Source organism: Stenotrophomonas maltophilia group sp. Smal13 (genome assembly GCF_030236855.1).
In the GTDB taxonomy this organism is placed as follows: domain Bacteria; phylum Pseudomonadota; class Gammaproteobacteria; order Xanthomonadales; family Xanthomonadaceae; genus Stenotrophomonas; species Stenotrophomonas maltophilia_A.
This window is the reverse complement of sequence record NZ_JASJSQ010000016.1, coordinates 1-23,429: the sequence shown is the minus strand read 5'-3', so window position 1 is coordinate 23,429 and position 23,429 is coordinate 1. Positions and strand designations below refer to the sequence as shown.

Genomic DNA, 23,429 nt, shown 5'->3' with positions numbered 1-23,429 from the left:
ACACCGCAGCGCCTCCACCTACTCGCGCTCACCGTCCCGCAGCCCCTGCAACGGCAACGGCAGGCAGTTCTCGCCGCACAGTCCCAGCAGGGCCGCCGCGCAGGCCATGACGCGAATCCCGCCGAACCGGTCGTACAGGGACCACAGCGGCGCCAGCCGCGCAGACAGGGCAATTGCACCCTCTTCATCGCCACTCCCCACGGCCCGCATGATCTGCAGCGCAACCTCGGGGAACAGTCCGGCAGTTACCGAATACCAGCCATCGCACCCAGCCAGCAGTCCACGTACGGCCGACGCGTCGCCACTGACGCCCAACGTCACATGTGCGGGAACGCACGCACGCAGTGCAGCAACGCGCGCGTCAGCCTCGACGGGATCATCAGCAAGGCGCGGAATCTTGATCGAAGCGATGTTGGGCAGTGCGGCGATCCGGCCATGCAGTGCATCGGTGAAGCGGAAGTGCGTGGTGCCCGGATTGTCGTAGACGCAGATCGGTGTACGCACCGCCCTACAAATGGTCTCAAACAGTGCTTGCACCTCATGGTCCTTCAGGGGCTGGTAAGACACGGGGGCGAGCAGCAGGCCTGCAGCACCTGCATCCTCGGCGTCCAGGGCCAGTTCCAGCACATCACGGGTACGCAATGCACCGATGCCGGCGATCACCGGAACACCCCCGGCGTGCGCGAGTGCTTCGCGCAGCACGCGCTTGCGCTCGTGCTTCTCCAGATAGGCGTAGCTGCCAGTGGAGCCAAGCACGCCCATCGAATCAACATCGGAATCGGCAAGGCGCTCGATCAGTCCGGCAAACGCACGAAAGTCGATGCCGGCTTCAGAGAGCGGGGTCAGTGGAAACGCGCTGAGGCCTTTGAACATGGGATCTCCCGAAGGGGGAATGGGCTGGACGCCTGGCATTGTTTATTGTCCTATGACAAAACTCAAGTGTCGCCACGCAGCGTGTCTAATCGCCACGAATGACGCACCATGCGGGTCATGAAACCAAGCCTTTGCGCCGTCCAGCCTTCCCACTACGCCACCATTGCCGATTGGCTTGATTCCGCCGAGGCCACCCAGCGCTGGGCGGGCCCCGGCGTGCCGTTTCCCTTGCCGCAGGAACGGTTCGCGCAGGTGCTCGAACTCGGGCCGAGGCCTGGCTGGGCGCTGCTTGACGAGCAGGGCCAGTGCCTGGGCTTTGGCCAGTACTGGATGACCGACGCCGGCACCGCGCACCTGGGTCGCATCATTGTTTCCCCGCTGGCACGCGGGCGCGGCCTTGGCCGGCTGCTCATGCAGGCCTTGAGTGCACAGGCCATGCGCGAAGACGGTGTGCAGCGCCTCACGTTGCGCGTCTATCGTGACAACGCAGCTGCCGTGGCCCTGTATCGCGACCTCGGTTTCCAGCAGGTTGATGCGTCCTCGACGCCGGAGCTTCTGTTCATGCAGCGCACGTCGGCCTGAACTTCGCTCATGCTGGCAAGGTGGCCTGCAGGGCACACCATTGTTCTCGGGTAATGCGGCTGATGTGCTCGGTGCGGTAGTCGCCGAGGAAGCTGTTGAACTTGTTGATTTCGGTGTGGTGATGCTGGAAACCGCATTTGCTCTGCGCGGCCAGCGATTGCAGGTTGTCGGCGAAGTAGCCGCACCACAGCGCGTCCAGCTCCAGGTCCATGAAGGCGTGCCGCATCACTTCGCGCACCGCTTCGGGCACCAGTCCGCGGCCCCAGTACGGAACGCCGATCCAGTAGGCGATCTCACCCTCTCGATCGCTGATCTCGAAATTGCTGTCGGTGCCGATCAGGATGCCGACACAGCCGATCGCGTGGCCGTCCTCGCGGCTCTGCAGCGCGTAGACCTCTGGCCGATTGAAGACGGTGCGGATGATTTCGGTACTTTCCTCAACGCTGGTGTGCACCGGCCAGCCGGCGATGGGGCCCACGCGCGGGTCGCGGGCGTACTCGTACAGATCGGCAGCGTCGGTGTCGCGCCAGGGGCGAAGGATCAAGCGTTCAGTGTGCAGCTGCATATCGGTTCCACGGGAACAAAGAGAGTGCACAGGCTAGGTCGCCAGGCGCGATCGGCCCAGGGCGGGACCTTGATGGTTTCGGTACTTTTCACAACGGGTGGCCGAGCCCGGGTATGCTGGGGCCCGGAATACAGCCGGATCGGCCCATGGATCGCGTACCCCAGCTCCTGGACCAGGACGAATCCATGCGCCTGGAGGTCAGTACGCTGGCCGAAGGGCAGGGCGTCCCGTTGTCGTTCGGCCACGCTTATCTGGCGGTGCTGGTATGCGTATCGGGGCGCGCACGCTTTGCACTGAACTTCCGCGAGGTAGCGGTGCAGCGGCACGATGTGCTGGTGCTGGCAGAGGACACGCTGGCGCTGCTGCGGCAGCGCTCACGCGGCTTTCTGGCGGTGGTCTGCCTGATGCCCAAGGCGCTGGCATCGGAGGTGGCCTATGTGCTGCCCAATGCACTGTTCAAGTTCCTGCACGATCAGCCCCACTGCGTGCCGTCGCCGCTGGACGTGCCGCTGCTGCAGGGCTGGCTGCAGCAGTTGATGGATGCACAGCACAATGGCGGCCGCTATCGTCACGTGATGCTGCGCAACCTGCTGCAGACGTTCTTCCTCAAATTCGCAACGCTGTTGCCGGCGCGCAGTGTGGCCGTGGCGCAGGTCAGCCGACGCGAGCGCTTGGCCTGGAATTTCTGGGAACTGGTCGGTGAGCGCAGTACGCGCCAGCGCGACGTGCAGTCCTATGCCGACGCGCTGTGCATCACCCCGTTCTATCTTTCGCAGCTGACCCGCGAGTGCTTCGACGAAACGCCTAAGGCGTTGATTGATCGCCAGGTGGTGCTGGAAATCAAGGCGCTGCTGACCTACAGCGAATTGCCGATCGGTCGCATCGCCGAGCGCCTGTGCTTCGAGGATGCATCCTACCTGTGCCGCTACTTCCGGCGGCACACCGGGCAGTCGCTGACCGGCTATCGCCGGGCAGGGCAGGGCGGTACTAGTGCGACACGAACAAGGGCGCCGGTACTTCGGCCAGCAGATCCTCGGTGACCCCGCCGAGCACACGCTCGACCACCCGGCTGCGGCTGTAGGGGCCCAGCACCAGCAGGTCGGCGTCGGCATCGAGCACGTGCTGGCGGATGGTCGCGGCAACGCCGCCCTGGCTTGAACTGATCGCCTGGATCTCTACTTCGACGCCGTGCCGCGCCAGGTGCTGGGCCATCTCGGCGCCAGGTGTGGCCTCGGCCTTGGGCGTGTCGACCATCAGCAGGTGCACCGCTTTTGCACGTGCGAGCAACGGCAGCGCATCGGCTACCGCACGGCGTGCCTGCTTGCTGGCATTCCAGGCCACCACGATGCGATGGCCGACCTGGTCGCCATGCCAATGCGGTGGCACCAGCAGCATCGGCACGCCGGTCTGGCGCAGCGTTCCCAGCGGGTGCCAGCCAGAAGGGGCGCCGGGAGTACGCGGATAGCCGGCGATGATCAGGTCGCAGTACAGCGACTGCAGGGCCAGGTCGGCGCCGCCCAGATAGTCCGAGACGATGCGCAGTTCGGTGCTGATCTGCAGCGGCTCGGACACGGCACGCAGGTTCTGCATCAGCTGCGCGGTGCAGGCGGCATCCGCGCGCGCCTCGTGGTCGAGTGCGGCGGCAATGCCGGCACCGCGTGCGAAACCGTTGGCGATGTCGGTGGGATGCTGGGCGGTGGAGACCGCGACCAGATGGGCCTGCTGTGCCTGCGCCAGATGGGCGGCGATGTTGAGAACGCGGTCCCCGGTGTCGCTGGCGTCGAACAACACAGCGATATCGCGTAGTGGATGCAGCATGGCGTTGTCTCCTTCGATGCCTGTGACGCGTTCCCTGCCGTGCACCGACCCGGGTGCACCGGACGCATCCCTGTTTTAGCGCATCGGTGATCCGAATGAATCATCTTTGATTCAGTTTATTAATTAGTGATTCATGCTAGCGTGAGGGCGAACCCACACCTCAGCGCTTTCATGCGACCTGCTGCAGCACGCACCCGCCGCGACCTGCCCCACGCGCTGGCGGCCACCCTGGTCAGCCATCCACGCTGCACCCTCAGCGAACTCGCGCGCGGGGCCGGTATCAGCCGCGCGACTCTGTACCGGTTTGCGCCCACCCGGGAGGCGATCGACGAGGCACTGTTCGCGGCCGGCTTCGAGCGCGTGGAAGCGGCGGCGGTCTGGTTCGATGAGGGCGGTGATGCGCGCCACGTGCTGGAGCAGGTCACCGCCACGCTGCTGGCGGACTGGGAGCTGGTAACGCTGCTGTTCGCGCGGATGATGGAAGAGCAGCAGCGTCAGGGTGACCTGCATCTGCTGCCGGAGCGCTGGGCGCCGATCGGCGAGCGCTTCGAGGCCTTCTTCCTGCGTGGTCAGGCGGCCGGAGAGTTCAATGTTGGTTTCACCGCAGTGTGGCTCGCGGACTTCTACTGGACCTGCTTCTACGGCATCACCTGGTCACTGGCGCGCGGTCGGCTGGCGCCGGCAGCGGCAGCCTCTACGCTGCTGGCTTCGTTCCAGCGGGGAGCGATGAAGGGTTGACCGCAGGGCCCTGCTGCCGGGGCAACGTGGATTACGCCTGCTTCAACAACTGCACCAGCTGGCGCAGGCGGTACGGCTTGGGCAGGAACTCGACCTGCTCGGGCAGTGGAGGCAGCTGCGAGCGGGCGTAGCCGGACGACAGGATCATCCGTGCCTGCGGCTGTTCGCGCGCCACATGCTCGCTCAGTTCGATGCCGGACATGCCGTTGGGCATGCTGACGTCACTGAACACCACGTCGAAACGCGCTTCGCCCTTCAGCAGGGCGGCGGCCTCATGCGCATCGGCGGTCGTGGCCACGTCGATGCCGAGGTCGCGCAGGGCCAGGCCGATCATTTCACGCAGATCGGTCTGGTCTTCCACCATCAATACGCGGATCGGGTCATCGGTCATCGGCAGGGTCCTCCATTGCGGGGAGCAGCAGGCTGACCGTGGTGCCGACACCGGGCGTGGTGGACACGTCGACGAAGCCGCCGCTCTGGGTAGTGAATCCGAACACCTGGCTCAGGCCCAGGCCGCTGCCTTTGCCGATGTCCTTGGTGGTGAAGAACGGCTCGGTCGCCCGTTCGGCGATGTCGGCCGCCATCCCGTGGCCCTCATCGCAGACGCTGAGGGTGACATAGCCACGTTGCAGCGTGGAGTCCGCATCCGGATCGAGGCGATGTTCCAGCGCAGTGCCGATCAGGATGCGGCCGCCCTCAAGGGTAGCATCCGCGGCATTGGCGACCAGATTGGCCAGCGCCGTCTGCAGCTGCAGCGCATCGGTGTTGATCGCAGGCAGGCCGGGCGCCAGCTGGGCATCCAGCACCACCGTGGGCGGGCAGACGCGTTGCAGGTCCGGCAGCCACTGCCGTATCAGCGCATTGATATCCAGTGGTTCGCGGATCAGGGTCTGGCCGGTGCTGAAGGCCAGCAGCTGGCGGGTCAGCAGCGCACCACGATCGGTCGCAGTCTGCGCCGCATCAAGCAGCTCGGCGGCCCGTGCATCGTCACCGTTCACGCGCAGGGACAGCAGGTCCAGGGCGTTGCCGATGGTGGTCAACAGATTGTTGAACTCGTGCGACAGCCCGCGGCTGAGGCGGCCGACGGTCTCGAACTGTTGGGTATTGCGCAGCGCACGCTGGGCATCACGCAGCAGCCGCTGTGCCTGCCACTGCTCGGTGATGTCGCGGGTGATCTTGACGAAGCCGAGCAGCTCGCCTGCTTCGACGACCGGCTCGATGACCACGCTGGCACGGAAAGACGAGCCATCGCGGCGCACCCGCCAGCCTTCACTGGCGACGTGACCGTGCTGCGCTGCGAGGCGGAGCAGGCGCTGCGGTTCCCCGGCTTCGCGATCGGCAGCCAGATAGAAACGGCCAAAGTGCGTGCCGACCACTTCACCGGCTGAATAGCCCTTGATGCGCTCCGCGCCCGGGTTCCAGCTGCAGACGATGCCATCAGGATCAAGCAGGTACAGCGCATGGTCGCGCACGCTGTCGATCAGCAGTCGCAGTTGGCGGGAAGGGTCCGTCAGCACGGACGTCGTAGAAGCAGCTGCGTCCACGTGGAAATGAGCATTACCCCTGGGAGGGACGTGAAGCTAGGCAGTGCAGTGTGAAGAGTGCGTGCAGGCGCGACACGTGCCAATGGTCCTGTGCGGCTGAATACGACACGGAGTACCATCACCCACCCTTTGTGCTCTGGAACCGACCTGCATGCGTCCTGGTGCGACTACGCGTGACCGCTGGATCTGGATGACCTCCGCCGTACTGCTGGCATCGACCATTGCGTTGGAACTGGTGGTTCCGCTGGGCTACGCCGTCTGGCTGGCGTACTTCCTCGCTGTCGGCGTCACGCTGTTCCAGCGCAGTGCACGCGCGCCGTTCATCGTGGCCGTCGTCGCCTGCATCCTGTTGATCATCGGCTACAACGTTGCCCCGGCCAGCTCCAACTCGGCGTTCTCGTTCGTCAACCGCAGCATTGGCGGGTGTGCGTTCCTGATGATCGCGCTGATCGTCTCCCGCGCCATCCAGGCGCGGCGCGAAGCGATGCGCGCGCTGTGGCTGCAGGAGGCCGAGAACGCGGTGGCGATGAGCCTGCGCGGTGACCTGGGTCCGGAGCAGATCGCCGAGGCGGCGGCAACCAGCCTAGGGGCCAAGCTGCAGGCCGACGTCGCCGCCGTCTACCGCCTGGAAGGCGGGCGACTGCAGCTGACCGGCGGCCTGGCGTTGCCGTCCGGTATGCCGGCGTCGCTGGCATTGCAGGAGGGCGTGGCCGGGCAGGTGGCACGGGACGAACGCATCCGCCACCTGCATGGGGGAGATGATGCGGTGCTTGAGCTGCAGACCAGCCTGGGGCGGTTGCCGGTGCGCGAGCGCATCCTGGCGCCGATCAGCAGCGATGGTGCGGTGGTGGGCATCATTGAACTGGGACGCACCCGCGCCGGCGAACAGGATCGACTCGATGTCGAGCTGCTGGAGCGCTGTGCCGAGACCATCGGCATGGCGCTGCGTGCATCGCTGCTGCGCGCACAACTGGTGGTACTGCTGGAGGAATCCCAGCGCCAGGGTGAGGAGCTGCAGGCCCAGCAGGAAGAGCTGCGCGTGGCCAATGAGGAGCTGGAAGAGCAGAGCCGCAGCCTGCAGCACTCGCAGACCCATCTGGAAGAACAGCAGGCCGAGCTGGAACAGAGCAACGTCCAGCTGGAGGAGCGCACCCACGAGCTGGAGGCGCAGAAGCAGGCGCTGCTGGTCGCGCAGAGCCAGCTGGTGCGCAACAGCAACGAACTGGCCGCGACATCGCGCTACAAGTCCGAGTTCCTGGCCAACATGTCGCACGAACTGCGCACGCCGCTGAACAGCTCGCTGATCCTGGCCAAGCTACTGGCCGACAACAAGGACGGCACGCTCACCGAAGAACAGGTGAAGTATGCGCGTGCGATCCTGTCGTCCAACAACGATCTGCTTGCGCTGATCAACGACATCCTGGACCTGTCGCGCATCGAGGCCGGCCACGTTGAGCTGGCCGATGAAGTGGTGGTGACCGACAGCGTGCTGCAGCGCCTGCGCGAGACTTTCGAGCCGATGGCGCGGCAGAAGGGCCTGGCCCTGCAGATCGAGGCCGATGCGCTGGCGCCGAGCCAGCTGGTGGTCGACAGCCAGCGCCTGCAGCAGATCCTGAAGAACCTGCTGGCCAATGCGGTGAAGTTCACCGAGCATGGAAAGGTCAGCCTGCACGTGCGCGCGGCCGGCCAGGGGCGCATCCGTTTCGAGGTCTGCGACAGCGGTATCGGCATTGCCCGCGAGCAGCTGCAGGTCATCTTCGAAGCCTTCCGCCAGGCCGATGGCAGCACCCGCCGCCGTTACGGTGGCACCGGCCTGGGCCTGTCGATCTCGCGCGATCTGGCCGAGCGCATGGGTGGCAGCATCCAGGTCGACAGTGAACCGGGTCGTGGCAGCTGCTTCATCCTGGAACTGCCGTTGCAGGGCGCGCCGGTTTCGGAACCGGGCGAAGTGCCTGCCGCCGCCTCAATAGCGCCTGCGCCGCAGCCTGCGCCGCCGATCGCTGCGCGCACCGCTGTCGCACCGACCGTTGCATCCGTGGCGCCCGTCACCGCCAGCGTGGCCGATGACCGCGGCCGTCGCCAACGCGCCGGCCGCTTGATCCTGGCCGTCGAGGACGACGCCACCTTCGCCGAAGCGCTGGTGGCCCTGGCCCATGAACTGGACTTCGACTGCGTGGTGGCCGGGACCGCCGAAGAGGCGCTGACCCTGGCCAGCGAACTGCGCCCGAACGGCATCCTGCTCGATATCGGCCTGCCGGACGTGTCCGGCCTGAGCGTGCTGGAGCGCCTGAAGCGCAACCCCGATACCCGGCATATCCCGGTGCACGTGGTTTCGGCGATGGACCGCAGCCAGGTGGCGCGCGAGCTGGGTGCGATTGGTTTCGCGATCAAGCCGACCACGCGCGAGCGGCTGGTGACGGCCATCGAACAGCTGGAACAGACCAGCCAGCGCGACGTGCGGCGCCTGCTGATCGTCGAGGACGACAGCGAGCTGCGCCACAACCTGGAACTGCTGCTGGGCCGTGATCAGCTGCAGATCGTTGCAGTGGGAACGCTGGCCGGCGCGCTGGAGCAGCTCAGCACGGTCACCTTCGACTGCATGGTGATGGACCTGTCGCTGCCCGACGGCAGCGGCTACGACCTGCTCGAGCACATGGCCGGCAATGATGATGTCGGCTTCCCGCCGGTGATCGTCTATACCGGTCGCGCGCTCGGCCGCGAGGAAGAGCAGCGCCTGCGCCGCTATTCGAAGAGCATCATCATCAAGGGCGCGCGTTCGCCCGAACGCCTGCTGGATGAGGTCACCCTGTTCCTGCACAGCGTGGAAGCCAGCCTGCCCACCGACCAGCAGCGCCTGCTGCGCGAGGCCCGCCGTCGCGACACCGTGCTCGATGGCCGTACTGTTTTGCTGGCCGAGGATGACGTGCGCAACATCTTCGCGCTGTCCAGCGTGCTTGAGCCGCTGGGCGTGACGCTGGAGATCGCGCGCAACGGCCAGGAAGCGGTGGATCGCCTGGCCGAGCGCGAGGTCGACCTGGTGCTGATGGACATCATGATGCCGGAGAAGGACGGCCTGGCCGCGATGCGCGAGATCCGCGCGCAACGTCACCTGCAGGACCTGCCGATCATCGCGCTGACCGCCAAGGCCATGCCCGATGACCGCGAGCGGTGCCTGCAGGCCGGCGCCAACGACTACATCGCCAAGCCCATCGACGTCGACAAGCTGGTCTCGCTGTGCCGGGTCTGGTGCTCGCGGCAATGAACGAACAGGCGTTGTTCGACCTGGAGCTGAAGGTCCTGCTGGAGGCGCTGTACCAGCGCTACCACTATGATTTCCGCAGCTATGCGGTGTCGTCGCTGCGCCGGCGCATGCGCCAGGCGATGCAGCGCTATGAGTGCGAACGGCTGGTCGACCTGCAGTACCGGCTGCTGCACGAGCCGGAGCTGTTCGCCCAGGCCATGCAGTTCTTCACCGTGCAGGTCTCGGAGATGTTCCGTGATCCCGCGTACTTCCGTGAACTGCGCGAGCAGGTGGTGCCGGTACTGCGCACCTATCCCTCGGTGAAGCTGTGGGTGGCCGGTTGCAGCACCGGTGAGGAAGTGTGGTCGCTGGCGATCCTGCTGCATGAGGAAGGTTTGCTTGATCGCAGCATCGTCTATGCCACTGACATCAATCCGGCCGCGTTGGCCACCGCCGAGGCGGGCGCCTATGGCATCGACCGGATGGCCCAGTTCAGCCGCAACTATCTGGCGGCCGGTGGCACGGCGTCGTTGTCCGACTACTACGCCACGGCCTACGACGGCGCGGTGTTCGACCGCCAGTTGCGTCGCAACGTGGTGTTCGCCGACCACAGCCTGGCCACCGATACCGTGTTCTCCGAAGTGCACCTGGTGTCGTGCCGCAACGTGCTGATCTATTTCAACCGCGACCTGCAGGACCGCGCGGTCGGCCTGTTCCGTGAGGCGCTGGTGCATCGAGGCTTCCTCGGTCTTGGCAGCAAGGAATCGCTGCAGTTCGGATGCCACCATGACGCCTTCGAGGTCTGTTCGCGCGAGCACCGCCTGTACCGGAAGGTGGCCTGATGGCGCTGCCGGCGCGTCCTGCCGTGCTGGTGATCGGCGCGTCTGCCGGTGGCGTGGCGGCCCTGCAGGCGGTACTCGGTGCGCTGCCGGCGACGCTGCAGGTGCCGGTACTGGCCGTGCTGCATCTGCCGCGTGACCGCACCAGCCGCATCGCCGAGGTGCTGGCGCCGTACTGCGCGCTGCCGGTGCGCGAAGCCGAAGACAAGCAGCCGTTGCAGCTGGGCACGGTGACGTTCGCGCCGCCGGATTACCACCTGCTGGTGGAGGACGAGGGGGCGGTGGCGTTGTCGGTGGATGCGCCGGTGCTGTTCTCCCGTCCGGCCATCGATCCGCTGTTCGACTCCGCTGCTGCGGTGTTCGGCAGGCGGGTATTGGCCCTGCTGCTGACCGGTGCCAGCAGTGATGGAAGCGAGGGCGTTGCCGCCGTGCGCCGTGCCGGTGGCCGTGCCTGGCTGCAATGTCCCGAGGAAGCCGAAGCGTCGATGATGCCGGCCTCCGCCCTGCAGTACGCCGGCGCCGATGCCGTGCTGCCCCTTGAACTGATGTGTCGTCGCCTGAAGGAGTTGTTTGCATGAACCTGCTGCCACCGGACCCTGCGCAGTCGCAGTCCCCGGTCAACCTGCTGATCGTCGATGACGTGCCGCAGAACCTGGTGGCCATGCAGGCGCTGCTGCAGCGCGAGGGCGTGAATCTGCTGCTGGCCGGTTCCGGCGCGCAGGCGCTGGAGCTGCTGCTCGAGCACGAGGTGGCACTGGCCCTGCTGGACGTGCACATGCCGGAGATCGATGGCTTCACCCTGGCCGAACTGATGCGCGGTTCGCATCGCAGCCGCGACGTGCCGATCATCTTCCTGACCGCCTCCCCGGATGATCCCCTGCGCGTGTTCAAGGGCTACGAGAGCGGTGCGGTCGATTTCCTGCACAAGCCGGTGGCGCCGCAGGTGATCCTGAGCAAGGTCAACGTCTTCATCGAGCTGTACCAGCAGCGGCAGCTGCTGAAGGCGCGCAACGAGGCGCTGGAACGCGCGCTCAAGCTCAACGAAACAATGGCGGCGGTGCTGACCCACGACCTGCGCACGCCGCTGTCGGCGATCCTGCTGTGCAGTGACAAGCTGGCGCTGGAGATCCCGCAGGACAATGCGGGCGCGCAGCAGACCCTGCAGTACCTGGAGGCCAGCACCCTGCGCATGGCACGCATGGTCGAACAGCTGCTGGACTTCTCGCGGATCCGCAGCGGTGGCCTGCACCTGCAGGCCAGTGCCTGCGATCTGGCCGACGTGACCCGCGCGGTGGTGGCCGAAGCGGGCAGCGCGCATGGCGCGGACCGGATCCATCTGGACATGCACGGCGATACGCGGCTGCAGGGCGATCTGGACCGTCTCGGCCAGGTTGCCGCCAATCTGGTCGGCAACGCGCTCACCCATGGCAGCGAGGCGAGGGTGGAGGTGGACGGGCGCGATCCGCGCAGCGTGATGCTGCGGGTCAGCAATGCCGGCCGGATCGACGACGCGCTGCTGCCGCGGCTGTTCGAGCCGTTCAAGGCCAGCTTCCACCAGAGCAAGGGCCTGGGGCTGGGCCTGTATATCGTCGATCAGTTCGTGCGCGCGCACGGAGGGCGCATCGCAGCGCGCAACGAGGCCGGGCAGGTGGTGTTCGAAGCCCTGCTGCCGAGACGCGCAGAAGGGCTGCCTGCAGCGGCAAACTGAATTCTTCAGGAAACATCCACGGGCACTGAGACGGACTCGTCCGCAACTGCTACCGTGGGTGTACATCTTGTCAAGGAAGCACCATGCCACTGCGTGCCATCGCCTACGTCAGCCAGGCGTTGCCGGATCTTTCCGCTGAACGGTTGCAGGCGCTGGTCGACGATGCCGCCCGCTTCAACAAGATGGCGGGCGTGACCGGTGTGCTGCTGCATGACGGCGGGCGATTCCTGCAGTACATCGAGGGGCCGCCGGACGGTATCGATTCGGTGTACGAGCGCATCCTGCAGGCCGGCAGCCATGTCGACATCATCGAGCTGGCGCGCGGCCGCCTGGGCCAGCGTCAGTTTCCGTACTGGTCGATGCGCGCGTTGCCGGTGGATGCGGCGCTGCTGCGCCAGCTGTCGGCCAGCGACTGGTCGGGTTTCAGCCGGGCGCTGGAAGGTGATCGTTCGGCGCCGACCCCGGTGGATCTGCTCGACAACGTCGTGCAGCCCGCCCTCCACGCCGGCTGAGCGTCAACGCGAAGTGCCGCCGCAGTAGGCGGCATGCAGCGCCTGCAGCACGCCCAGTGCGGGCCCTTCAATCACGCGGTAGTGGATGGCCTGCGCTTCGCGACGCGTCGCGACGATATCCAGTTCGCGCAGCACCGCCAGATGCTGTGACAGCGCCGATGCGCTGAGGCCGGTCAATGCCTGCAGTTCCGGTACTGGTGCCTCACCTTCGACCAGGCGGCACAGCACGCGCAGCCGCGCTGGATGGGCCAGGCTTTTGAGCAGGGCTGCAGCCTCGGCGGCGTGTTCGGCCATGGCGGCGCTGTCGAGCGGGGTGCGGGCCATGGTTGACCTTTTTGTTTAGAAGTGTCTAATTTAGATAAATCTAAATCAAAGGGCAATCCCATGAGCGCCGTGAAAGAGGGCAGGGCATGAACCTGCCATGGACTGCGGTGGCTGGCGGAGCGCTGATCGGCGCCGCCGCGGTGTTGCTGCTCGCCACTGTCGGGCGCGTGGCGGGTATCAGCGGGATCGCTGCGGGCAGCTTGCGCGCAGCGGAAGGCGAGCGTGGCTGGCGCTGGGCATTCCTGCTGGGGCTGCTCGCAGCAGCGGGGCTGGTGCTGTGGTGGCAGTCGCTGCCCGAGGCCTCGCCACGTGTGCTGCTGCGCGATGCCTTGCCTGCCTGGCAGTTGATCGGCGCTGGCCTGCTGGTGGGCTTCGGCACGCGCCTGGGGAGTGGTTGTACCAGTGGTCATGGCGTCTGTGGCATGGCCCGCGGCTCGAAGCGCTCGCTGCTGGCAGTGCTGGTGTTCATGGCCTGCGCGATGCTGACCACGTTCCTGGTCCGTCACGGCGGAGGCCTGGCATGAGCCGCGCGGTCGTGGCCGCCGCGGTGGCAGGTGCGCTGTTTGGCGCGGGGCTTGCGCTCTCGGGGATGACCGACGCGCGTCGGGTACTCGGCTTCCTCGATGTGGCCGGTGATTTTGATCCGACGTTGATGTGGGTGCTGGGCTCGGCACTGCTGGTCAGTGCCGTCGGGCAGCGTTGGGTGCTGCGACGCGCGCAGCCGTGGTTCGCACTGCGCTTCCAGCTACCCAGTGCACGTGATGTCGATGCTCGCCTGCTGCTGGGTGCTGCACTGTTCGGTATCGGCTGGGGATGGGCTGGTTACTGCCCCGGACCGGCCATCGCTGGGCTGGCTGTCGCATCGCGTGAAGCACCGTGGTTCGTGCCTGCCATGGTGGTGGGCTTCTGGCTGCACGATCGCTTCGTGCGCTGAGGCTTCACCCCTGTGTCACCATGGATCGGGTCAGATCGACGGATCACGGGGAAAGGAGCGTAACGACATGGCACGGATGAAGTGGAAGGGAAAGGCAATGCTGGCCATGGCGCTGGCATCTGCGATCACGCCGGCACTGGCCTGCACGCGTGCGGTGTATCGGGGCGACAACGGCGATGTGATCACCGCGCGCTCGATGGACTGGAAGGTCGATGTGGCGACCAACCTCTACGTGTTGCCGCGTGGCATCGCACGCACCGGCCTGGCCGGTCCGAAATCGCTGGCCTGGACTGCGCGCTACGGCAGCGTGGTGGCCACTGGCTACGACGTGTCGACCACCGATGGCATGAACGAGAAGGGCCTGGTGGCCAACCTGCTGTGGCTGGTGGAATCGGAGTATCCGCAGCAGCGTGGCAACAAGCCGGGACTGGCGATCTCGCTGTGGGCGCAGTATGTGCTGGACAATTTCGCCACCGTGGACGAGGCGGTCGCGGCGCTCAAGCGTGAGCCGTACTCGATCGTCACCGACAAGGTGCCGGGCGAAGACCGCCAGGCGACGCTGCACCTGTCGCTGTCCGATGCCACCGGCGACAGCGCCATCGTCGAGTACATCGGCGGTCGCCAGGTGATTCACCATGACCGCCGCTATCAGGTGATGACCAACTCGCCGATCTTCGAGCAGCAGCTGGCCCTCAACAGTTACTGGCAGCAGATCGGTGGCACGGTGATGGTGCCGGGCACCAACCGCTCCGCCGATCGTTTCGCGCGCGCCTCGTTCTACATCAACGCCATTCCCAAGGCCGAAGATCCGGTGGAGGCGCTGGCCAGTGTGTTCAGCGTGATCCGCAATGCGTCGGTGCCGTATGGCATCACCACGCCGGGTGAGCCGAACATCTCATCCACGCGCTGGCGCACGGTGGCTGATCACAAGCGGCGGCTGTACTTCTTCGAGTCGGCGTTGACCCCGAACACCTTCTGGGTCGATCTGAACAAGGTCGATTTCGGCGGCCAGGTGCTCAAGCTCGATCTTGGCAAGGACCAGCGCAATACCTTTGCCGGCGATGCACTGGGCCAGTTCGTGCCCAGCGCACCGTTCACCTTCCTGGGCGTCGACGGTTAGTTCGACGCCTGGCTGGAGGCCGGGTAGACCGCCTGGATCGCGCAGCTGCCGCGGGTGTACTGCGGCAGCGGGGCGATGCTTTCACCGCGCAGATCGTCTGTCTCGAACTCGGCAGTCATGATCCGATCGCCGGGATTGCCACAGATCAGGCCGTTCTGCAGGCCCGAGTGGAAGCTCAGCTGCGGCGCTCGGTCGAGCTGGCGGCAGTGGCTGCCGAGTTCGACCCGGTAGTAGCGGTGGCCGCCATTGCGGCGCGGATTGGTCTCCACCAGCATGCCCTGCGGGTCGGATGACCAGGCACGCACGTTGCGGGTGGCAAAGCAATACGACGGTGAGCCGCCGAAGCTGCGGCGGATTTCCCTGCGCTCGCGGATGGTCACGGCGGGCAGGGTAGCCGTGCGCAGGCGGTCGCTGTCGCGGGCGACGCTGGCGTAGTCGCGATCCTGCAGCGGGGTGACAGCATTGACGGCGCAGCGGCGGCCGTCGACCACGACGCGTTCGCTGGGGCGACCACAGGCCCAGCCGGCAGGTGCTTCCAGCTTCAGCGAGGTAGCACCGCGGACGCCGGGACAATCTTCGTTGAAGTCGATCCGATATGCCTGACCGGAGGCGGCGCGCAGTGCGATCGAGCGCGGTGATGCCTGCTCCACTTCCTGCACGCCGACCGCGTCCATGCAGTGCGGGGCCGGGGGCGTACGCTCCTGTGCGGAGACCGAAGCTGCGAGCGCCAGGCCGAGGCTGCTGGCAAGCACCAGTGACACCTGCCGATGGGTCATGTCCTGCACTCCCTGCGTTGGATGACGGATCGACTATAGCAGCGGTTTGCACGGCCGTTGCTACACGCGCACACTGCGCGGATGGGCGCCATCTTCCATCTGCGGCACTACGGCCAGGCCACCGGCCTGGACCGCCATGACTACGCGCAGTGGGTGCTGCCGCTGCAGGGCGAACTGCACTTCGAGATGGAAGGCCGCGGTGGTCGCCTCGACCTGCTGCAGGGGGTTTTCGTTGCGGCCGGCGAAGCGCATGACCAGATGGCCGATGGTCCGAACGGTTTCGTGATCGTGGATTGTCCTCCCGGCGTGCTTGATGACGGCACGCAGGAGCATCTGTGCCGGCAGCGCTGGCTGCACCTGCCGCATGCGCTGCGACAACGCCTGGCGGGCGTGCAGGACGGGCAGCCGATGCCGGCCCTGCTGCCGCAGCTGCTGCAGGTGTTTGCACCGGCCGGTAGTGGCGCGCGCATGCAGGGACTGTGTGCGGCAGTGCAGGCCGATCCGGGCCAGGCGTGGCCGGTGGCGCGCATGGCCGCGTCTGTCGGGGTCAGCGAGAGCCGGTTGCACGCGCTGTTCCAGCGTGAGTTCGGGCTCAGTCCGCAGGCCTGGCTCAGTGCAAGCCGGTTGCGCTGGGCCAAGCACCAGCTGCGCACCAGCACGGCGCCGATCAGTGATATCGCGCTGGCCGCAGGCTATTCCGAGCAGAGCGCACTGACCCGCGCGCTGCGCCGTGAGTGTGGGCAGACCCCCGCCGCGTGGCGCAGGAACGCCGGACTGTAGCGTCGAGCCATGCTCGACGGCTTCTGCACCGACCACCTCGCGAACGGCAGTCGAGCATGGCTCGACGCTACAAAGGCGGGAGGGCAGTAGCCTCGGTCAAGAGCGCCCAGCGGCCAGCGCTTACACTGCGCGGCCTGTTCTCTCCCCCCGAAGAACCCGAATGCGCAACAACCCGATGGCCCTGGGCATCGCCAATGGCGTTGCCGCTGGCGCGCTGTGGGGCGTGGTCTTCCTCGCGCCCGCCGTGCTGCAGTCGTTCAATGCCCTGCAACTGTCGGCCGGCCGCTATCTGGTCTACGGTCTGATCGCTGTAGCCCTGCTGCTGCCGCGCTGGAAGCGGCTGGCACCACGGCTGGGCCGCGCCGAGTGGATCGGCCTGTTGTGGCTGAGCCTGGCCGGGAACCTGGTGTACTTCCTGCTGCTGGCGACGGCGGTGCAGTGGGCTGGCGGTGCGGCGGCGTCCTTGATTGTCGGCCTGATTCCGGTGGTAGTGACCCTGGTCGGTGTGCGCGAGCAGGGCGCGGTGCCGCTGAAGCAGCTGCTGCCGGCACTGGGCCTGTGCGTGCTGGGCGTGGCACTGGTTGGCTGGGAAGCACTGATGTCTGAGCACCTCGCGACACCGTGGCGGCAGCGCCTGATCGGCCTGCTGTGCGCGTTCGGCGCGCTGTTCTCGTGGGCGTTGTACTCGATCGGCAACAGCCGCTGGCTGGCGCGCCGACCGGATCTGTCGAGCCACGACTGGTCGCTGCTGACCGGTGTCACCACCGGCGGCCTGGCTCTACTGCTGGTGCCGATGGCCTTCATCGGCCACACCGGCGGGCACACGGCGGCGCAGTGGGGTGGTTTCTGGGCGATCAGCGCAGGTGTGGCGGTGGTCGCCTCGATCCTTGGCAATGCGTTCTGGAACCGTGCCAGCCGCCTGCTGCCGCTGACCCTGACCGGCCAGATGATCGTGTTCGAGACCCTGTTCGCGTTGCTCTACGCATTCGCCTGGCAGCAGCGCTGGCCCTCCCTGCTCGAAGCGCTGGCGATCGTGTTCCTGGTGGCCGGCGTGATGTTGTGCGCGCATGCGCATCGCACGCCCCGTGCGATCGCCGAACATGCCGGCTGAATGCGGCCGTCAAGCATGCTGATGGCCGCTTGGTCTCAGATGCAACCAAATGCCGGCACGTTGGCCGATGATCGCGGCAACGATTTTTTGCATCGCAGCACTTGACAGCGGCCCGGCGCACGGTGTTTTCTGTGCGTCATGGTTCTTGATGCCGCCCATGCCAGCCTGATCGCCCCCGCCACTGCGGGCCGTTCGACTGCGCCGGTCGCCACCACCACCATTACCACCACCACCGTCACCACTGCCCTGGTGCGGCCCGTCGTCTTCGTGTAACTCCCGAAAACCACGGCCCCGCACCATACAGGTGGCGGGGAAACTCGACACCTGCATGCGACGGGGCCTCCTACCGAGGTCTGCATGTCTTCCCACGCCCCCGCTCATCCCGTTGCCCCGGCCGATCTGGCTGCACCGTCCATCGTCGTGCACAAGTTCGGCGGCACCTCGGTGGCCGATGCCGAACGCTACCGCCATGTCGCCGGCCTGCTGCTGGCCCGCCCCGAATCGCTGCAGGTCACTGTCGTCTCGGCGATGAAGGGCGTCACCGACGCACTGATCGATCTGGCCCAGCTGGCAGCCAAGGGGGACGAAGGCTGGCGCGAGGCCTGGCATGCGTTGCGCGCGCGCCATCGTGGCGCCGCTGTGGCGCTGCTGGGCGAGCAGGTGGGCGAGACCGTCGAATGGATCGATGCCCGCTTCGATCAACTGGCCGACGTGCTGGCAGCGTTGGCGGTGATCGGCGAGCTGCCACGCGAAGTACTCGACCGCGTGCAGGGCCTGGGCGAAGTGTTTTCCGCGCAGCTGCTCGGCACGCACCTGCAGGCGCTGGGCGCAGACTGTGCAGTGCTGGATGCGCGCGACGTACTGGTGGTGGGGCATGGCGAACTGGGCGTCGATGTCGACTGGGAAGCCAGCGCCGACCGCCTGGCCAAGTGGCGCCTGCAGCATCCGCAGCCACGCCTGGTCGCTACCGGCTTCGTCGCCCGTGACCGTCATGACCGCATCACCACGCTCGGCCGCAACGGCAGCGATTACTCCGGCGCAATCTTCGCCGCGCTGTTCAACGCCGATGAACTGCACATCTGGACCGATGTCGACGGCGTGCTGTCGGCCGACCCGCGGCTGGTGCCCGAGGCGGTGCAGCTGGAGTCGCTGAGCTACGACGAGGCCTGCGAGCTGGCTTATTTCGGCGCCAAGGTGGTGCACCCGCAGACGATGTCGCCGGCGATCCGCCTCGGCCTGCCGATCTTCATCCGCAATACCTTCCAGCCGGCGCATCCGGGGACGCGCATCAGCGCCGAGCGCTCGCCGCGCGGGCCGGTGAAGGGCCTGACCCTGAGCCCCGGCTTGGCCCTGTTGAACCTGGAAGGCACCGGTCTGATCGGCGTGCCGGGCACTGCAGAGCGCGTATTCGCCGCCCTGCGCCAGGCGCAGGTGTCGGTGGTGATGATCTCGCAGGGGTCGTCGGAACATTCGATCTGCTGTGTGGTGCGTGCTGCTGAAGCCGGCCGTGGCCGCGAGGCACTGCTGCACGCGTTCGCGCATGAGCTGTCGGTGGGCCAGGTGCAGCGCGTGCAGGTCAGTGAGGGGGTCAGCGTGCTGGCCGCGGTCGGTGACGGCATGGCCGGCCAGCCCGGTGTGGCCGCACGCCTGTTCGAGGCGCTGGGCCGTGCGCAGGTGAACATCCTGGCGATCGCGCAGGGCTCGTCCGAACGCAACATTTCGGTGGCGGTGGATAGTGCCGATGCCACCCGCGCCCTGCGCGCCGCGCATGCCGGCTTCTGGCTGTCGCCGCAGACCTTTGCGGTCGGTGTGATCGGGCCGGGCAACGTCGGTGCCGCACTGCTGGACCAGTTGCTTGCCGCACGCCCGCAGCTGCTGGCCAAGGCCAATGTGGATCTGCGCCTGCGCGCGCTGGCCTCGCGTTCGCGCATGCGCCTGGAAGTGGATGGCCTGCACGCCGACTGGCGGGAGGCCTTGCGCGAAGCGGGCGAGTCCAGCGATCTGGATCGTTTCACCGAACACCTGCTGGCCGCCCACCTGCCGCATGCGGTGGTGATCGACTGCAGTGGCAGTGCCGAGGTGGCCGAGCGCTATGAGGGATGGCTGGCGGCCGGCATCCACGTGGTCACCCCCAACAAGCAGGCCGGCGCCGGGCCGCTGCCGCGCTACCAGCGCATCCGCGCCGCGGCGGCGGCCAGTGGTGCACGCTTCCGCTACGAGGCCACGGTCGGCGCGGGCCTGCCGGTGATCACCACGCTGCGTGATCTGGTCGATACCGGTGACGAGGTGCTGGCGATTGAAGGCATCTTCTCCGGCACGCTGGCCTGGCTGTTCAACCGCTTCGATGGCAGCCAGCCGTTCTCGCAGCTGGTCGCGCAGGCGCGGTCGATGGGCTACACCGAGCCGGACCCGCGCGATGATCTTTCGGGTGTGGATGTGGCGCGCAAGCTGGTGATCCTCGCCCGCGAAGCCGGCCACGCGCTCAGCCTGGAACAGGTACAGGTAGAAAGCCTTGTGCCGGCGCTGCTGCGCGACGGCAGCGTGGATGAGTTCATGGCGCGGCTGGGTGAGTCTGATGCCAGCCTGCTGCAGCGCCTGCAGGACGCGCGGGCGCGGGGGGCGGTGCTGCGCTATGTGGCACAGCTGGGTGCCGATGGCGCGTCGGTCGGTCTGCAGGAGCTGCCGGCCGATCACGCCTTCGCCAATCTGCGGCTGACCGACAACGTGGTGCAGTTCCGCACCCGTCGCTACTGCGACAACCCGTTGGTGGTGCAGGGTCCGGGCGCCGGCCCGGAAGTCACCGCGGCCGGTGTGTTCGCCGACCTGCTGCGGGTCGCGGCCGGTGAAGGAGCGCGCCTGTGATCGCACGTGCGTTCGCGCCTGCTTCGGTGGCCAACGTGGCGGTGGGCTTCGACATTCTCGGCCATGCCATTGCCGGTGTTGGCGATACCGTGAGCGTGCGCCGCATCGATGAGCCGCTGGTGCGCATCGAGGCGATCCGCGGCAGTGCCATTGAGTTGCCACTGGATGCGGCCGGGAATACCGCGGGTGCAGCCTTGATGTCGCTGCGCGCAGGGCTGGGCCTGGAGTTCGGTTTCGCGGTGGAAATCGACAAGGGCATCCCGTTCGGTTCCGGCATGGGCGGTTCGGCAGCGTCATGCGTTGCTGCATTGGTTGCCGCCAACGCGCTGCTGGATGTGCCGCTGTCGCGCGAGGCAGTGTCTCCGTTTGCGCTGGATGGCGAGGCGGTGGCCAGTGGTGGCCGCCACGGCGACAACGTGGGGCCGCTGCTGCTGGGTGGTCTTGCGCTGTGCACGGCCGATCGGCTGCTGCCGATTCCAGTGCCGGCTACCTGGCACAGCCTGCTGGTGCATCCGCACGCGGTGCTGGAAACACGCCGCGCACGCCAGGCCCTGCAGGGCAGCTATGCGCTGGGCGAGTTCGTGGCGCAGAGCGCGAACCTCGCACTGGTGCTCAGTGGTTGCCATCGCAGCGATGCCGCACTGGTGCGCGCGGGACTGCGCGACGTGCTGGTGGAGCCGCGCCGGGCCGGATTGATTGCCGGCTTCGAAGCCGCACGTGATGCGGCGCTGTCGGCCAATGCAATGGGCGCGGGCATTTCCGGTGCCGGTCCCAGCGTGTTCGCCTGGTTCGAGGATGCCGACCAGGCGCGTACCGCCGCCACACCGGTGCAGGCCGCATTTGCAGCCGCAGGTTTCGACAGTGACGCCTGGGTGTCGCCGCTGGATGCACCGGGAGCTCGCTTGTGCTGAATCCTTCCCCTTTACTGGATACCGAACCCATGCAATTTGTTTCGACCCGCGGCCAGTCTCCGGCCGTTGGCCTCAGCGCGGCGATCGCCGCCGGATTGGCGCCTGATGGTGGGCTGTACGTTCCGCAGATGCTGCCGGCGCCACGCGAGCTGCAGGCCGGGGCGACCCTGGCCGATACCGCCGCCGATCTGCTGGCACCGTTCTTTGCTGGCGACGCACTTGAGACCGCGCTTCCGGCGATCTGCCGCGAAGCGTTCGACTTCCCGGTGCCGCTGCGTGCGCTCGGCGGTGGTGACCACGTGCTGGAGCTGTTCCATGGGCCGACGGCGGCGTTCAAGGACATCGGCGCGCGCTTCCTGGCCGGTACGCTGTCGCGGCTGCAGGCCGGCAAGGACCGCGATCTGACGATCGTCGTCGCCACGTCCGGCGATACCGGTGCCGCCGTTGCGGCGGCCTTCCATCGCCAGCCCGGCGTGCGCGTCGTGGTGCTGTATCCGGATGGCCGCGTATCTCCGCGCCAGGCGCATCAGCTCGGTTGTTTCGGCGACAACATCCAGGCCCTGCGTGTGGCCGGTGCGTTCGACGATTGCCAGGCGATGGTCAAGCAGGCGCTGGCTGATCGCGAACTGCAGGCGCAGGTGCCGTTGAGTTCGGCCAACAGCATCAGCCTGGGCCGACTGCTGCCGCAGATGAGCTACTACGCGCATGCAGCGTTGAGCCACTACGCCGCGCATCGTCGCCGGCTCAATCTGGTGGTGCCGACCGGCAACCTGGGCAATGCGATGGCGGCCGTGCTGGCGCGCGCGCTGGGCGTGCCGATCGGTCAGATCGTGCTGGCCACCAATGCCAATGCCGTGCTGCCGGTGTACTTCAATGGCGGCGACTACCAGCCGCAGGCCAGTGTGGCGACGGTGGCCAATGCAATGGACGTGGGTGCGCCGAGCAACTTCGAGCGACTGCGCTGGCTCTACCACGGCGACGACGCGGAACTGCGTGCTGCGTTCCGCGCGTTCGCGGTGGATGACGTGACCATCCGCGCGACGATTGCGGCGGCGCATGCCAGCCGCGGCGAGCTGTTCTGCCCGCACACGGCCACCGCAGTGAAGGTGCTGCAGGACCTGCGTGCTCGCGGTGCCAAGGGTGACTGGGCGGTGGTGGCGACTGCGCATCCGGCCAAGTTCGAAGCCGTGGTCGAGCCGTTGATCGGCGAAGAGGTGGCGGTGCCGCCTGCACTGGATGCGTTGCTGCAGCGGCCGGCGCACGCCGAACCGTTGGCGGCCGATTACGCGGCATTGCGTGAGGTACTGCTGCGCTGATCGGAGAGGGACGCGGTTGCCGGCCAGCGGCCGGCACTACCAGGGAAATGCATTCAGGTAGTGCCGGCCGCTGGCCGGCAACCCCATGAACCGCGATGCGGTCAGATCAACCCTTCGCCAGCCAGCGTACGCAGCCCATCCTCGTCGAGGATCTCCACCACGTTCAGGTGGGGCAGGGCGATCAACCCCTGCTGGCGCAGCTTGGTGAAGGTGCGGCTGACCGTTTCCATGGTCAGGCCCAGATGGTCGGCGATATCGCCGCGGCCCATCGGCAGCGATACGCGCAGGCCGTCGCCACCGAGCTTGGCCTCGCGCGCGGCCAGGCGCAGCAGGAAATCGGCCAGCTTCTCGGCCGGCTGCAGGCGCGCCAGTGCCAGCGCGGCGTCCTGCGCGGCATCCAGTTCCTGGCAGGCACGCTGCAGCAGCTTGCGCTCCAGGTGCGGGAAACGGCTGCGCAGTGCCTTCATCTGTGGCAGCGCGACGCGGCACACGCGGCTGTCGGCGATGGCCTCGATGTCGTAGCGATGGTGGTCGCTGCCGCTCAGGCCCAGGTAGTCGCCGGGCAGCACGAAGCCGTTGATCTGACGGCGGCCGTCGGCCAGGGTGCGCACCAGGCGCAGTGCGCCGCCGGTCAATGTATAGACATGGTCGCGCTCTTCACCGGTGCGGGCCAGTGTGCTGCCCATGCTGAACTGCTGCGAGACGGTGACCTGCTCCAGCGCCTGCACTTCATCGGGCGACAGCGCCGAGCACACCGCAAGGTGGCGAACCGAGCAGTGCAGGCAGTCCAGCGTGGTGCAGGACGGCGAGGCGGGATCGTTGGTGGCGGGCGGAGCGCCGGAAGGCCGTGACATGTTGCGGGGGGCGTATCGCGG

General features: G+C 67.1%; 25 protein-coding genes. 16 read left to right on the top strand and 9 right to left on the bottom strand.

The window, feature by feature from the left end; translation table 11 throughout:
• Positions 1-18: 18 nt before the first annotated feature.
• Positions 19-873 carry a dihydrodipicolinate synthase family protein gene (locus QRO95_RS07830; protein ID WP_285302202.1) on the bottom strand — a complete coding sequence of 285 codons (855 nt, stop codon included), beginning with the start codon at positions 871-873 and terminating at the stop codon, positions 19-21.
• Positions 874-981: 108 nt separating this feature from the next.
• Between QRO95_RS07830 and QRO95_RS07825 the strand changes: the two genes are divergently transcribed.
• The gene (locus QRO95_RS07825) at positions 982-1,455 is read left to right on the top strand and encodes a GNAT family N-acetyltransferase (RefSeq protein WP_236494430.1); all 474 of its coding nucleotides are present in this window, start codon (positions 982-984) and stop codon (positions 1,453-1,455) included.
• 7 nt (positions 1,456-1,462) lie between these two features.
• Here QRO95_RS07825 and QRO95_RS07820 read toward each other — a convergent pair whose 3' ends face one another.
• Positions 1,463-2,020 carry a GNAT family N-acetyltransferase gene (locus QRO95_RS07820; protein WP_201118968.1) on the bottom strand — a complete coding sequence of 186 codons (558 nt, stop codon included), beginning with the start codon at positions 2,018-2,020 and terminating at the stop codon, positions 1,463-1,465.
• A gap of 146 nt (positions 2,021-2,166) precedes the next feature.
• On the opposite strand from QRO95_RS07820, the gene QRO95_RS07815 reads away from it, so the two are divergent.
• The gene (locus QRO95_RS07815; protein WP_049421337.1) at positions 2,167-3,060 is read left to right on the top strand and encodes an AraC family transcriptional regulator; all 894 of its coding nucleotides are present in this window, start codon (positions 2,167-2,169) and stop codon (positions 3,058-3,060) included.
• On the opposite strand, the gene QRO95_RS07810 is transcribed toward QRO95_RS07815, so the two are convergent.
• A complete protein-coding gene (locus tag QRO95_RS07810; protein WP_032127431.1) occupies positions 3,008-3,838 on the bottom strand; it encodes a universal stress protein in 831 nt (276 codons plus the stop codon). The two genes, QRO95_RS07815 and QRO95_RS07810, sit on opposite strands and share 53 nt — an antisense overlap.
• 171 nt (positions 3,839-4,009) lie before the next feature.
• Here QRO95_RS07810 and QRO95_RS07805 point away from each other — a divergent pair, with 171 nt between their 5' ends.
• A complete protein-coding gene (locus tag QRO95_RS07805; RefSeq protein ID WP_107431768.1) occupies positions 4,010-4,576 on the top strand; it encodes a TetR/AcrR family transcriptional regulator in 567 nt (188 codons plus the stop codon).
• Positions 4,577-4,607: 31 nt separating this feature from the next.
• Here the strand turns inward: QRO95_RS07805 and QRO95_RS07800 are convergent, their stop codons facing one another.
• A complete protein-coding gene (locus QRO95_RS07800; RefSeq protein WP_010482617.1) occupies positions 4,608-4,967 on the bottom strand; it encodes a response regulator in 360 nt (119 codons plus the stop codon).
• The gene (locus tag QRO95_RS07795) at positions 4,957-6,120 is read right to left on the bottom strand and encodes a nitrogen regulation protein NR(II) (RefSeq protein WP_404830339.1); all 1,164 of its coding nucleotides are present in this window, start codon (positions 6,118-6,120) and stop codon (positions 4,957-4,959) included. Before QRO95_RS07795 ends, QRO95_RS07800 begins: the two co-directional genes overlap by 11 nt.
• Positions 6,121-6,271: 151 nt before the next feature.
• Between QRO95_RS07795 and QRO95_RS07790 the strand changes: the two genes are divergently transcribed.
• The 5 genes from QRO95_RS07790 (at position 6,272) to QRO95_RS07770 (ending at position 12,420) form a co-directional block, all read left to right on the top strand.
• On the top strand, positions 6,272-9,382 hold the full coding sequence (locus QRO95_RS07790) for a response regulator (RefSeq protein WP_285302198.1): 3,111 nt from the start codon (positions 6,272-6,274) through the stop codon (positions 9,380-9,382).
• On the top strand, positions 9,379-10,203 hold the full coding sequence (locus tag QRO95_RS07785; RefSeq protein WP_032127427.1) for a protein-glutamate O-methyltransferase CheR: 825 nt from the start codon (positions 9,379-9,381) through the stop codon (positions 10,201-10,203). Before QRO95_RS07790 ends, QRO95_RS07785 begins: the two co-directional genes overlap by 4 nt.
• Positions 10,203-10,778 carry a chemotaxis protein CheB gene (locus QRO95_RS07780; protein ID WP_032127501.1) on the top strand — a complete coding sequence of 192 codons (576 nt, stop codon included), beginning with the start codon at positions 10,203-10,205 and terminating at the stop codon, positions 10,776-10,778. Before QRO95_RS07785 ends, QRO95_RS07780 begins: the two co-directional genes overlap by 1 nt.
• Positions 10,775-11,908, top strand: a complete 1,134-nt coding sequence (locus QRO95_RS07775) for a hybrid sensor histidine kinase/response regulator (RefSeq protein ID WP_121503140.1) — start codon at positions 10,775-10,777, stop codon at positions 11,906-11,908. The genes QRO95_RS07780 and QRO95_RS07775 overlap by 4 nt, the downstream gene beginning before the upstream one ends.
• Positions 11,909-11,991: 83 nt before the next feature.
• Positions 11,992-12,420: a BLUF domain-containing protein gene (locus QRO95_RS07770; RefSeq protein ID WP_032127425.1), complete on the top strand. Its 429-nt coding sequence runs from the start codon at positions 11,992-11,994 to the stop codon at positions 12,418-12,420.
• Positions 12,421-12,423: 3 nt separating this feature from the next.
• On the opposite strand, the gene QRO95_RS07765 is transcribed toward QRO95_RS07770, so the two are convergent.
• Positions 12,424-12,744: a metalloregulator ArsR/SmtB family transcription factor gene (locus tag QRO95_RS07765; RefSeq protein WP_049398524.1), complete on the bottom strand. Its 321-nt coding sequence runs from the start codon at positions 12,742-12,744 to the stop codon at positions 12,424-12,426.
• An 86-nt stretch (positions 12,745-12,830) separates the two neighbouring features.
• Here QRO95_RS07765 and QRO95_RS07760 point away from each other — a divergent pair, with 86 nt between their 5' ends.
• The 3 genes from QRO95_RS07760 (at position 12,831) to QRO95_RS07750 (ending at position 14,798) form a co-directional block, all read left to right on the top strand.
• Positions 12,831-13,268 (top strand): YeeE/YedE family protein, encoded by a 438-nt coding sequence (locus QRO95_RS07760; RefSeq protein WP_032127423.1) that lies wholly within the window; start codon positions 12,831-12,833, stop codon positions 13,266-13,268.
• Positions 13,265-13,678 carry a DUF6691 family protein gene (locus tag QRO95_RS07755; RefSeq protein WP_285302195.1) on the top strand — a complete coding sequence of 138 codons (414 nt, stop codon included), beginning with the start codon at positions 13,265-13,267 and terminating at the stop codon, positions 13,676-13,678. Before QRO95_RS07760 ends, QRO95_RS07755 begins: the two co-directional genes overlap by 4 nt.
• A 67-nt stretch (positions 13,679-13,745) precedes the next feature.
• Entirely contained in the window at positions 13,746-14,798 is a 1,053-nt protein-coding gene (locus tag QRO95_RS07750) for a linear amide C-N hydrolase (protein ID WP_285302194.1), read from the top strand.
• On the opposite strand, the gene QRO95_RS07745 is transcribed toward QRO95_RS07750, so the two are convergent.
• Positions 14,795-15,574 carry a DUF6491 family protein gene (locus QRO95_RS07745; protein ID WP_285302193.1) on the bottom strand — a complete coding sequence of 260 codons (780 nt, stop codon included), beginning with the start codon at positions 15,572-15,574 and terminating at the stop codon, positions 14,795-14,797. The two genes, QRO95_RS07750 and QRO95_RS07745, sit on opposite strands and share 4 nt — an antisense overlap.
• An 81-nt stretch (positions 15,575-15,655) precedes the next feature.
• Between QRO95_RS07745 and QRO95_RS07740 the strand changes: the two genes are divergently transcribed.
• Complete coding sequence (locus tag QRO95_RS07740; RefSeq protein ID WP_049462025.1) at positions 15,656-16,354, top strand: AraC family transcriptional regulator; 699 nt, start codon at positions 15,656-15,658, stop codon at positions 16,352-16,354.
• Positions 16,355-16,514: 160 nt separating this feature from the next.
• Positions 16,515-17,465, top strand: coding sequence for a DMT family transporter (locus QRO95_RS07735; protein ID WP_180836981.1), 951 nt, complete (start codon positions 16,515-16,517; stop codon positions 17,463-17,465).
• A gap of 9 nt (positions 17,466-17,474) precedes the next feature.
• Here QRO95_RS07735 and QRO95_RS07730 read toward each other — a convergent pair whose 3' ends face one another.
• Entirely contained in the window at positions 17,475-17,795 is a 321-nt protein-coding gene (locus QRO95_RS07730; RefSeq protein WP_180847209.1) for a hypothetical protein, read from the bottom strand.
• Positions 17,796-17,822: 27 nt separating this feature from the next.
• Between QRO95_RS07730 and thrA the strand changes: the two genes are divergently transcribed.
• From thrA to thrC, 3 genes are read left to right on the top strand one after another with little or no spacing between them, the layout of a single operon-like run.
• The gene (gene thrA, locus QRO95_RS07725; RefSeq protein ID WP_285302192.1) at positions 17,823-20,327 is read left to right on the top strand and encodes a bifunctional aspartate kinase/homoserine dehydrogenase I; all 2,505 of its coding nucleotides are present in this window, start codon (positions 17,823-17,825) and stop codon (positions 20,325-20,327) included.
• Entirely contained in the window at positions 20,324-21,238 is a 915-nt protein-coding gene (locus tag QRO95_RS07720) for a homoserine kinase (RefSeq protein WP_285302191.1), read from the top strand. The genes thrA and QRO95_RS07720 overlap by 4 nt, the downstream gene beginning before the upstream one ends.
• Positions 21,239-21,267: 29 nt before the next feature.
• Positions 21,268-22,554 carry a threonine synthase gene (gene thrC, locus QRO95_RS07715; RefSeq protein ID WP_285302190.1) on the top strand — a complete coding sequence of 429 codons (1,287 nt, stop codon included), beginning with the start codon at positions 21,268-21,270 and terminating at the stop codon, positions 22,552-22,554.
• Positions 22,555-22,655: 101 nt separating this feature from the next.
• On the opposite strand, the gene QRO95_RS07710 is transcribed toward thrC, so the two are convergent.
• Positions 22,656-23,408, bottom strand: coding sequence for a Crp/Fnr family transcriptional regulator (locus tag QRO95_RS07710; RefSeq protein ID WP_285302231.1), 753 nt, complete (start codon positions 23,406-23,408; stop codon positions 22,656-22,658).
• Positions 23,409-23,429: the final 21 nt, after the last annotated feature.

What these genes read in the sequence shown, in the direction of transcription:
- QRO95_RS07765 (WP_049398524.1), bottom strand. Translation starts at nt 12,744, where the DNA reads ATGGCCCGCACCCCGCTCGACAGCGCCGCCATGGCCGAACACGCCGCC.
- QRO95_RS07710 (WP_285302231.1), bottom strand. Translation starts at nt 23,408, where the DNA reads ATGTCACGGCCTTCCGGCGCTCCGCCCGCCACCAACGATCCCGCCTCG.
- QRO95_RS07830 (WP_285302202.1), bottom strand. Translation starts at nt 873, where the DNA reads ATGTTCAAAGGCCTCAGCGCGTTTCCACTGACCCCGCTCTCTGAAGCC.
- QRO95_RS07805 (WP_107431768.1), top strand. Translation starts at nt 4,010, where the DNA reads ATGCGACCTGCTGCAGCACGCACCCGCCGCGACCTGCCCCACGCGCTG.
- QRO95_RS07780 (WP_032127501.1), top strand. Translation starts at nt 10,203, where the DNA reads ATGGCGCTGCCGGCGCGTCCTGCCGTGCTGGTGATCGGCGCGTCTGCC.
- thrC (WP_285302190.1), top strand. Translation starts at nt 21,268, where the DNA reads ATGCAATTTGTTTCGACCCGCGGCCAGTCTCCGGCCGTTGGCCTCAGC.
- QRO95_RS07815 (WP_049421337.1), top strand. Translation starts at nt 2,167, where the DNA reads ATGGATCGCGTACCCCAGCTCCTGGACCAGGACGAATCCATGCGCCTG.
- QRO95_RS07740 (WP_049462025.1), top strand. Translation starts at nt 15,656, where the DNA reads ATGGGCGCCATCTTCCATCTGCGGCACTACGGCCAGGCCACCGGCCTG.
- QRO95_RS07820 (WP_201118968.1), bottom strand. Translation starts at nt 2,020, where the DNA reads ATGCAGCTGCACACTGAACGCTTGATCCTTCGCCCCTGGCGCGACACC.
- QRO95_RS07730 (WP_180847209.1), bottom strand. Translation starts at nt 17,795, where the DNA reads ATGCAGGTGTCGAGTTTCCCCGCCACCTGTATGGTGCGGGGCCGTGGT.
- QRO95_RS07800 (WP_010482617.1), bottom strand. Translation starts at nt 4,967, where the DNA reads ATGACCGATGACCCGATCCGCGTATTGATGGTGGAAGACCAGACCGAT.
- QRO95_RS07790 (WP_285302198.1), top strand. Translation starts at nt 6,272, where the DNA reads ATGCGTCCTGGTGCGACTACGCGTGACCGCTGGATCTGGATGACCTCC.
- QRO95_RS07775 (WP_121503140.1), top strand. Translation starts at nt 10,775, where the DNA reads ATGAACCTGCTGCCACCGGACCCTGCGCAGTCGCAGTCCCCGGTCAAC.
- QRO95_RS07825 (WP_236494430.1), top strand. Translation starts at nt 982, where the DNA reads ATGCGGGTCATGAAACCAAGCCTTTGCGCCGTCCAGCCTTCCCACTAC.
- QRO95_RS07770 (WP_032127425.1), top strand. Translation starts at nt 11,992, where the DNA reads ATGCCACTGCGTGCCATCGCCTACGTCAGCCAGGCGTTGCCGGATCTT.
- QRO95_RS07745 (WP_285302193.1), bottom strand. Translation starts at nt 15,574, where the DNA reads ATGACCCATCGGCAGGTGTCACTGGTGCTTGCCAGCAGCCTCGGCCTG.
- QRO95_RS07810 (WP_032127431.1), bottom strand. Translation starts at nt 3,838, where the DNA reads ATGCTGCATCCACTACGCGATATCGCTGTGTTGTTCGACGCCAGCGAC.
- thrA (WP_285302192.1), top strand. Translation starts at nt 17,823, where the DNA reads ATGTCTTCCCACGCCCCCGCTCATCCCGTTGCCCCGGCCGATCTGGCT.
- QRO95_RS07735 (WP_180836981.1), top strand. Translation starts at nt 16,515, where the DNA reads ATGCGCAACAACCCGATGGCCCTGGGCATCGCCAATGGCGTTGCCGCT.
- QRO95_RS07760 (WP_032127423.1), top strand. Translation starts at nt 12,831, where the DNA reads ATGAACCTGCCATGGACTGCGGTGGCTGGCGGAGCGCTGATCGGCGCC.
- QRO95_RS07750 (WP_285302194.1), top strand. Translation starts at nt 13,746, where the DNA reads ATGGCACGGATGAAGTGGAAGGGAAAGGCAATGCTGGCCATGGCGCTG.
- QRO95_RS07755 (WP_285302195.1), top strand. Translation starts at nt 13,265, where the DNA reads ATGAGCCGCGCGGTCGTGGCCGCCGCGGTGGCAGGTGCGCTGTTTGGC.
- QRO95_RS07785 (WP_032127427.1), top strand. Translation starts at nt 9,379, where the DNA reads ATGAACGAACAGGCGTTGTTCGACCTGGAGCTGAAGGTCCTGCTGGAG.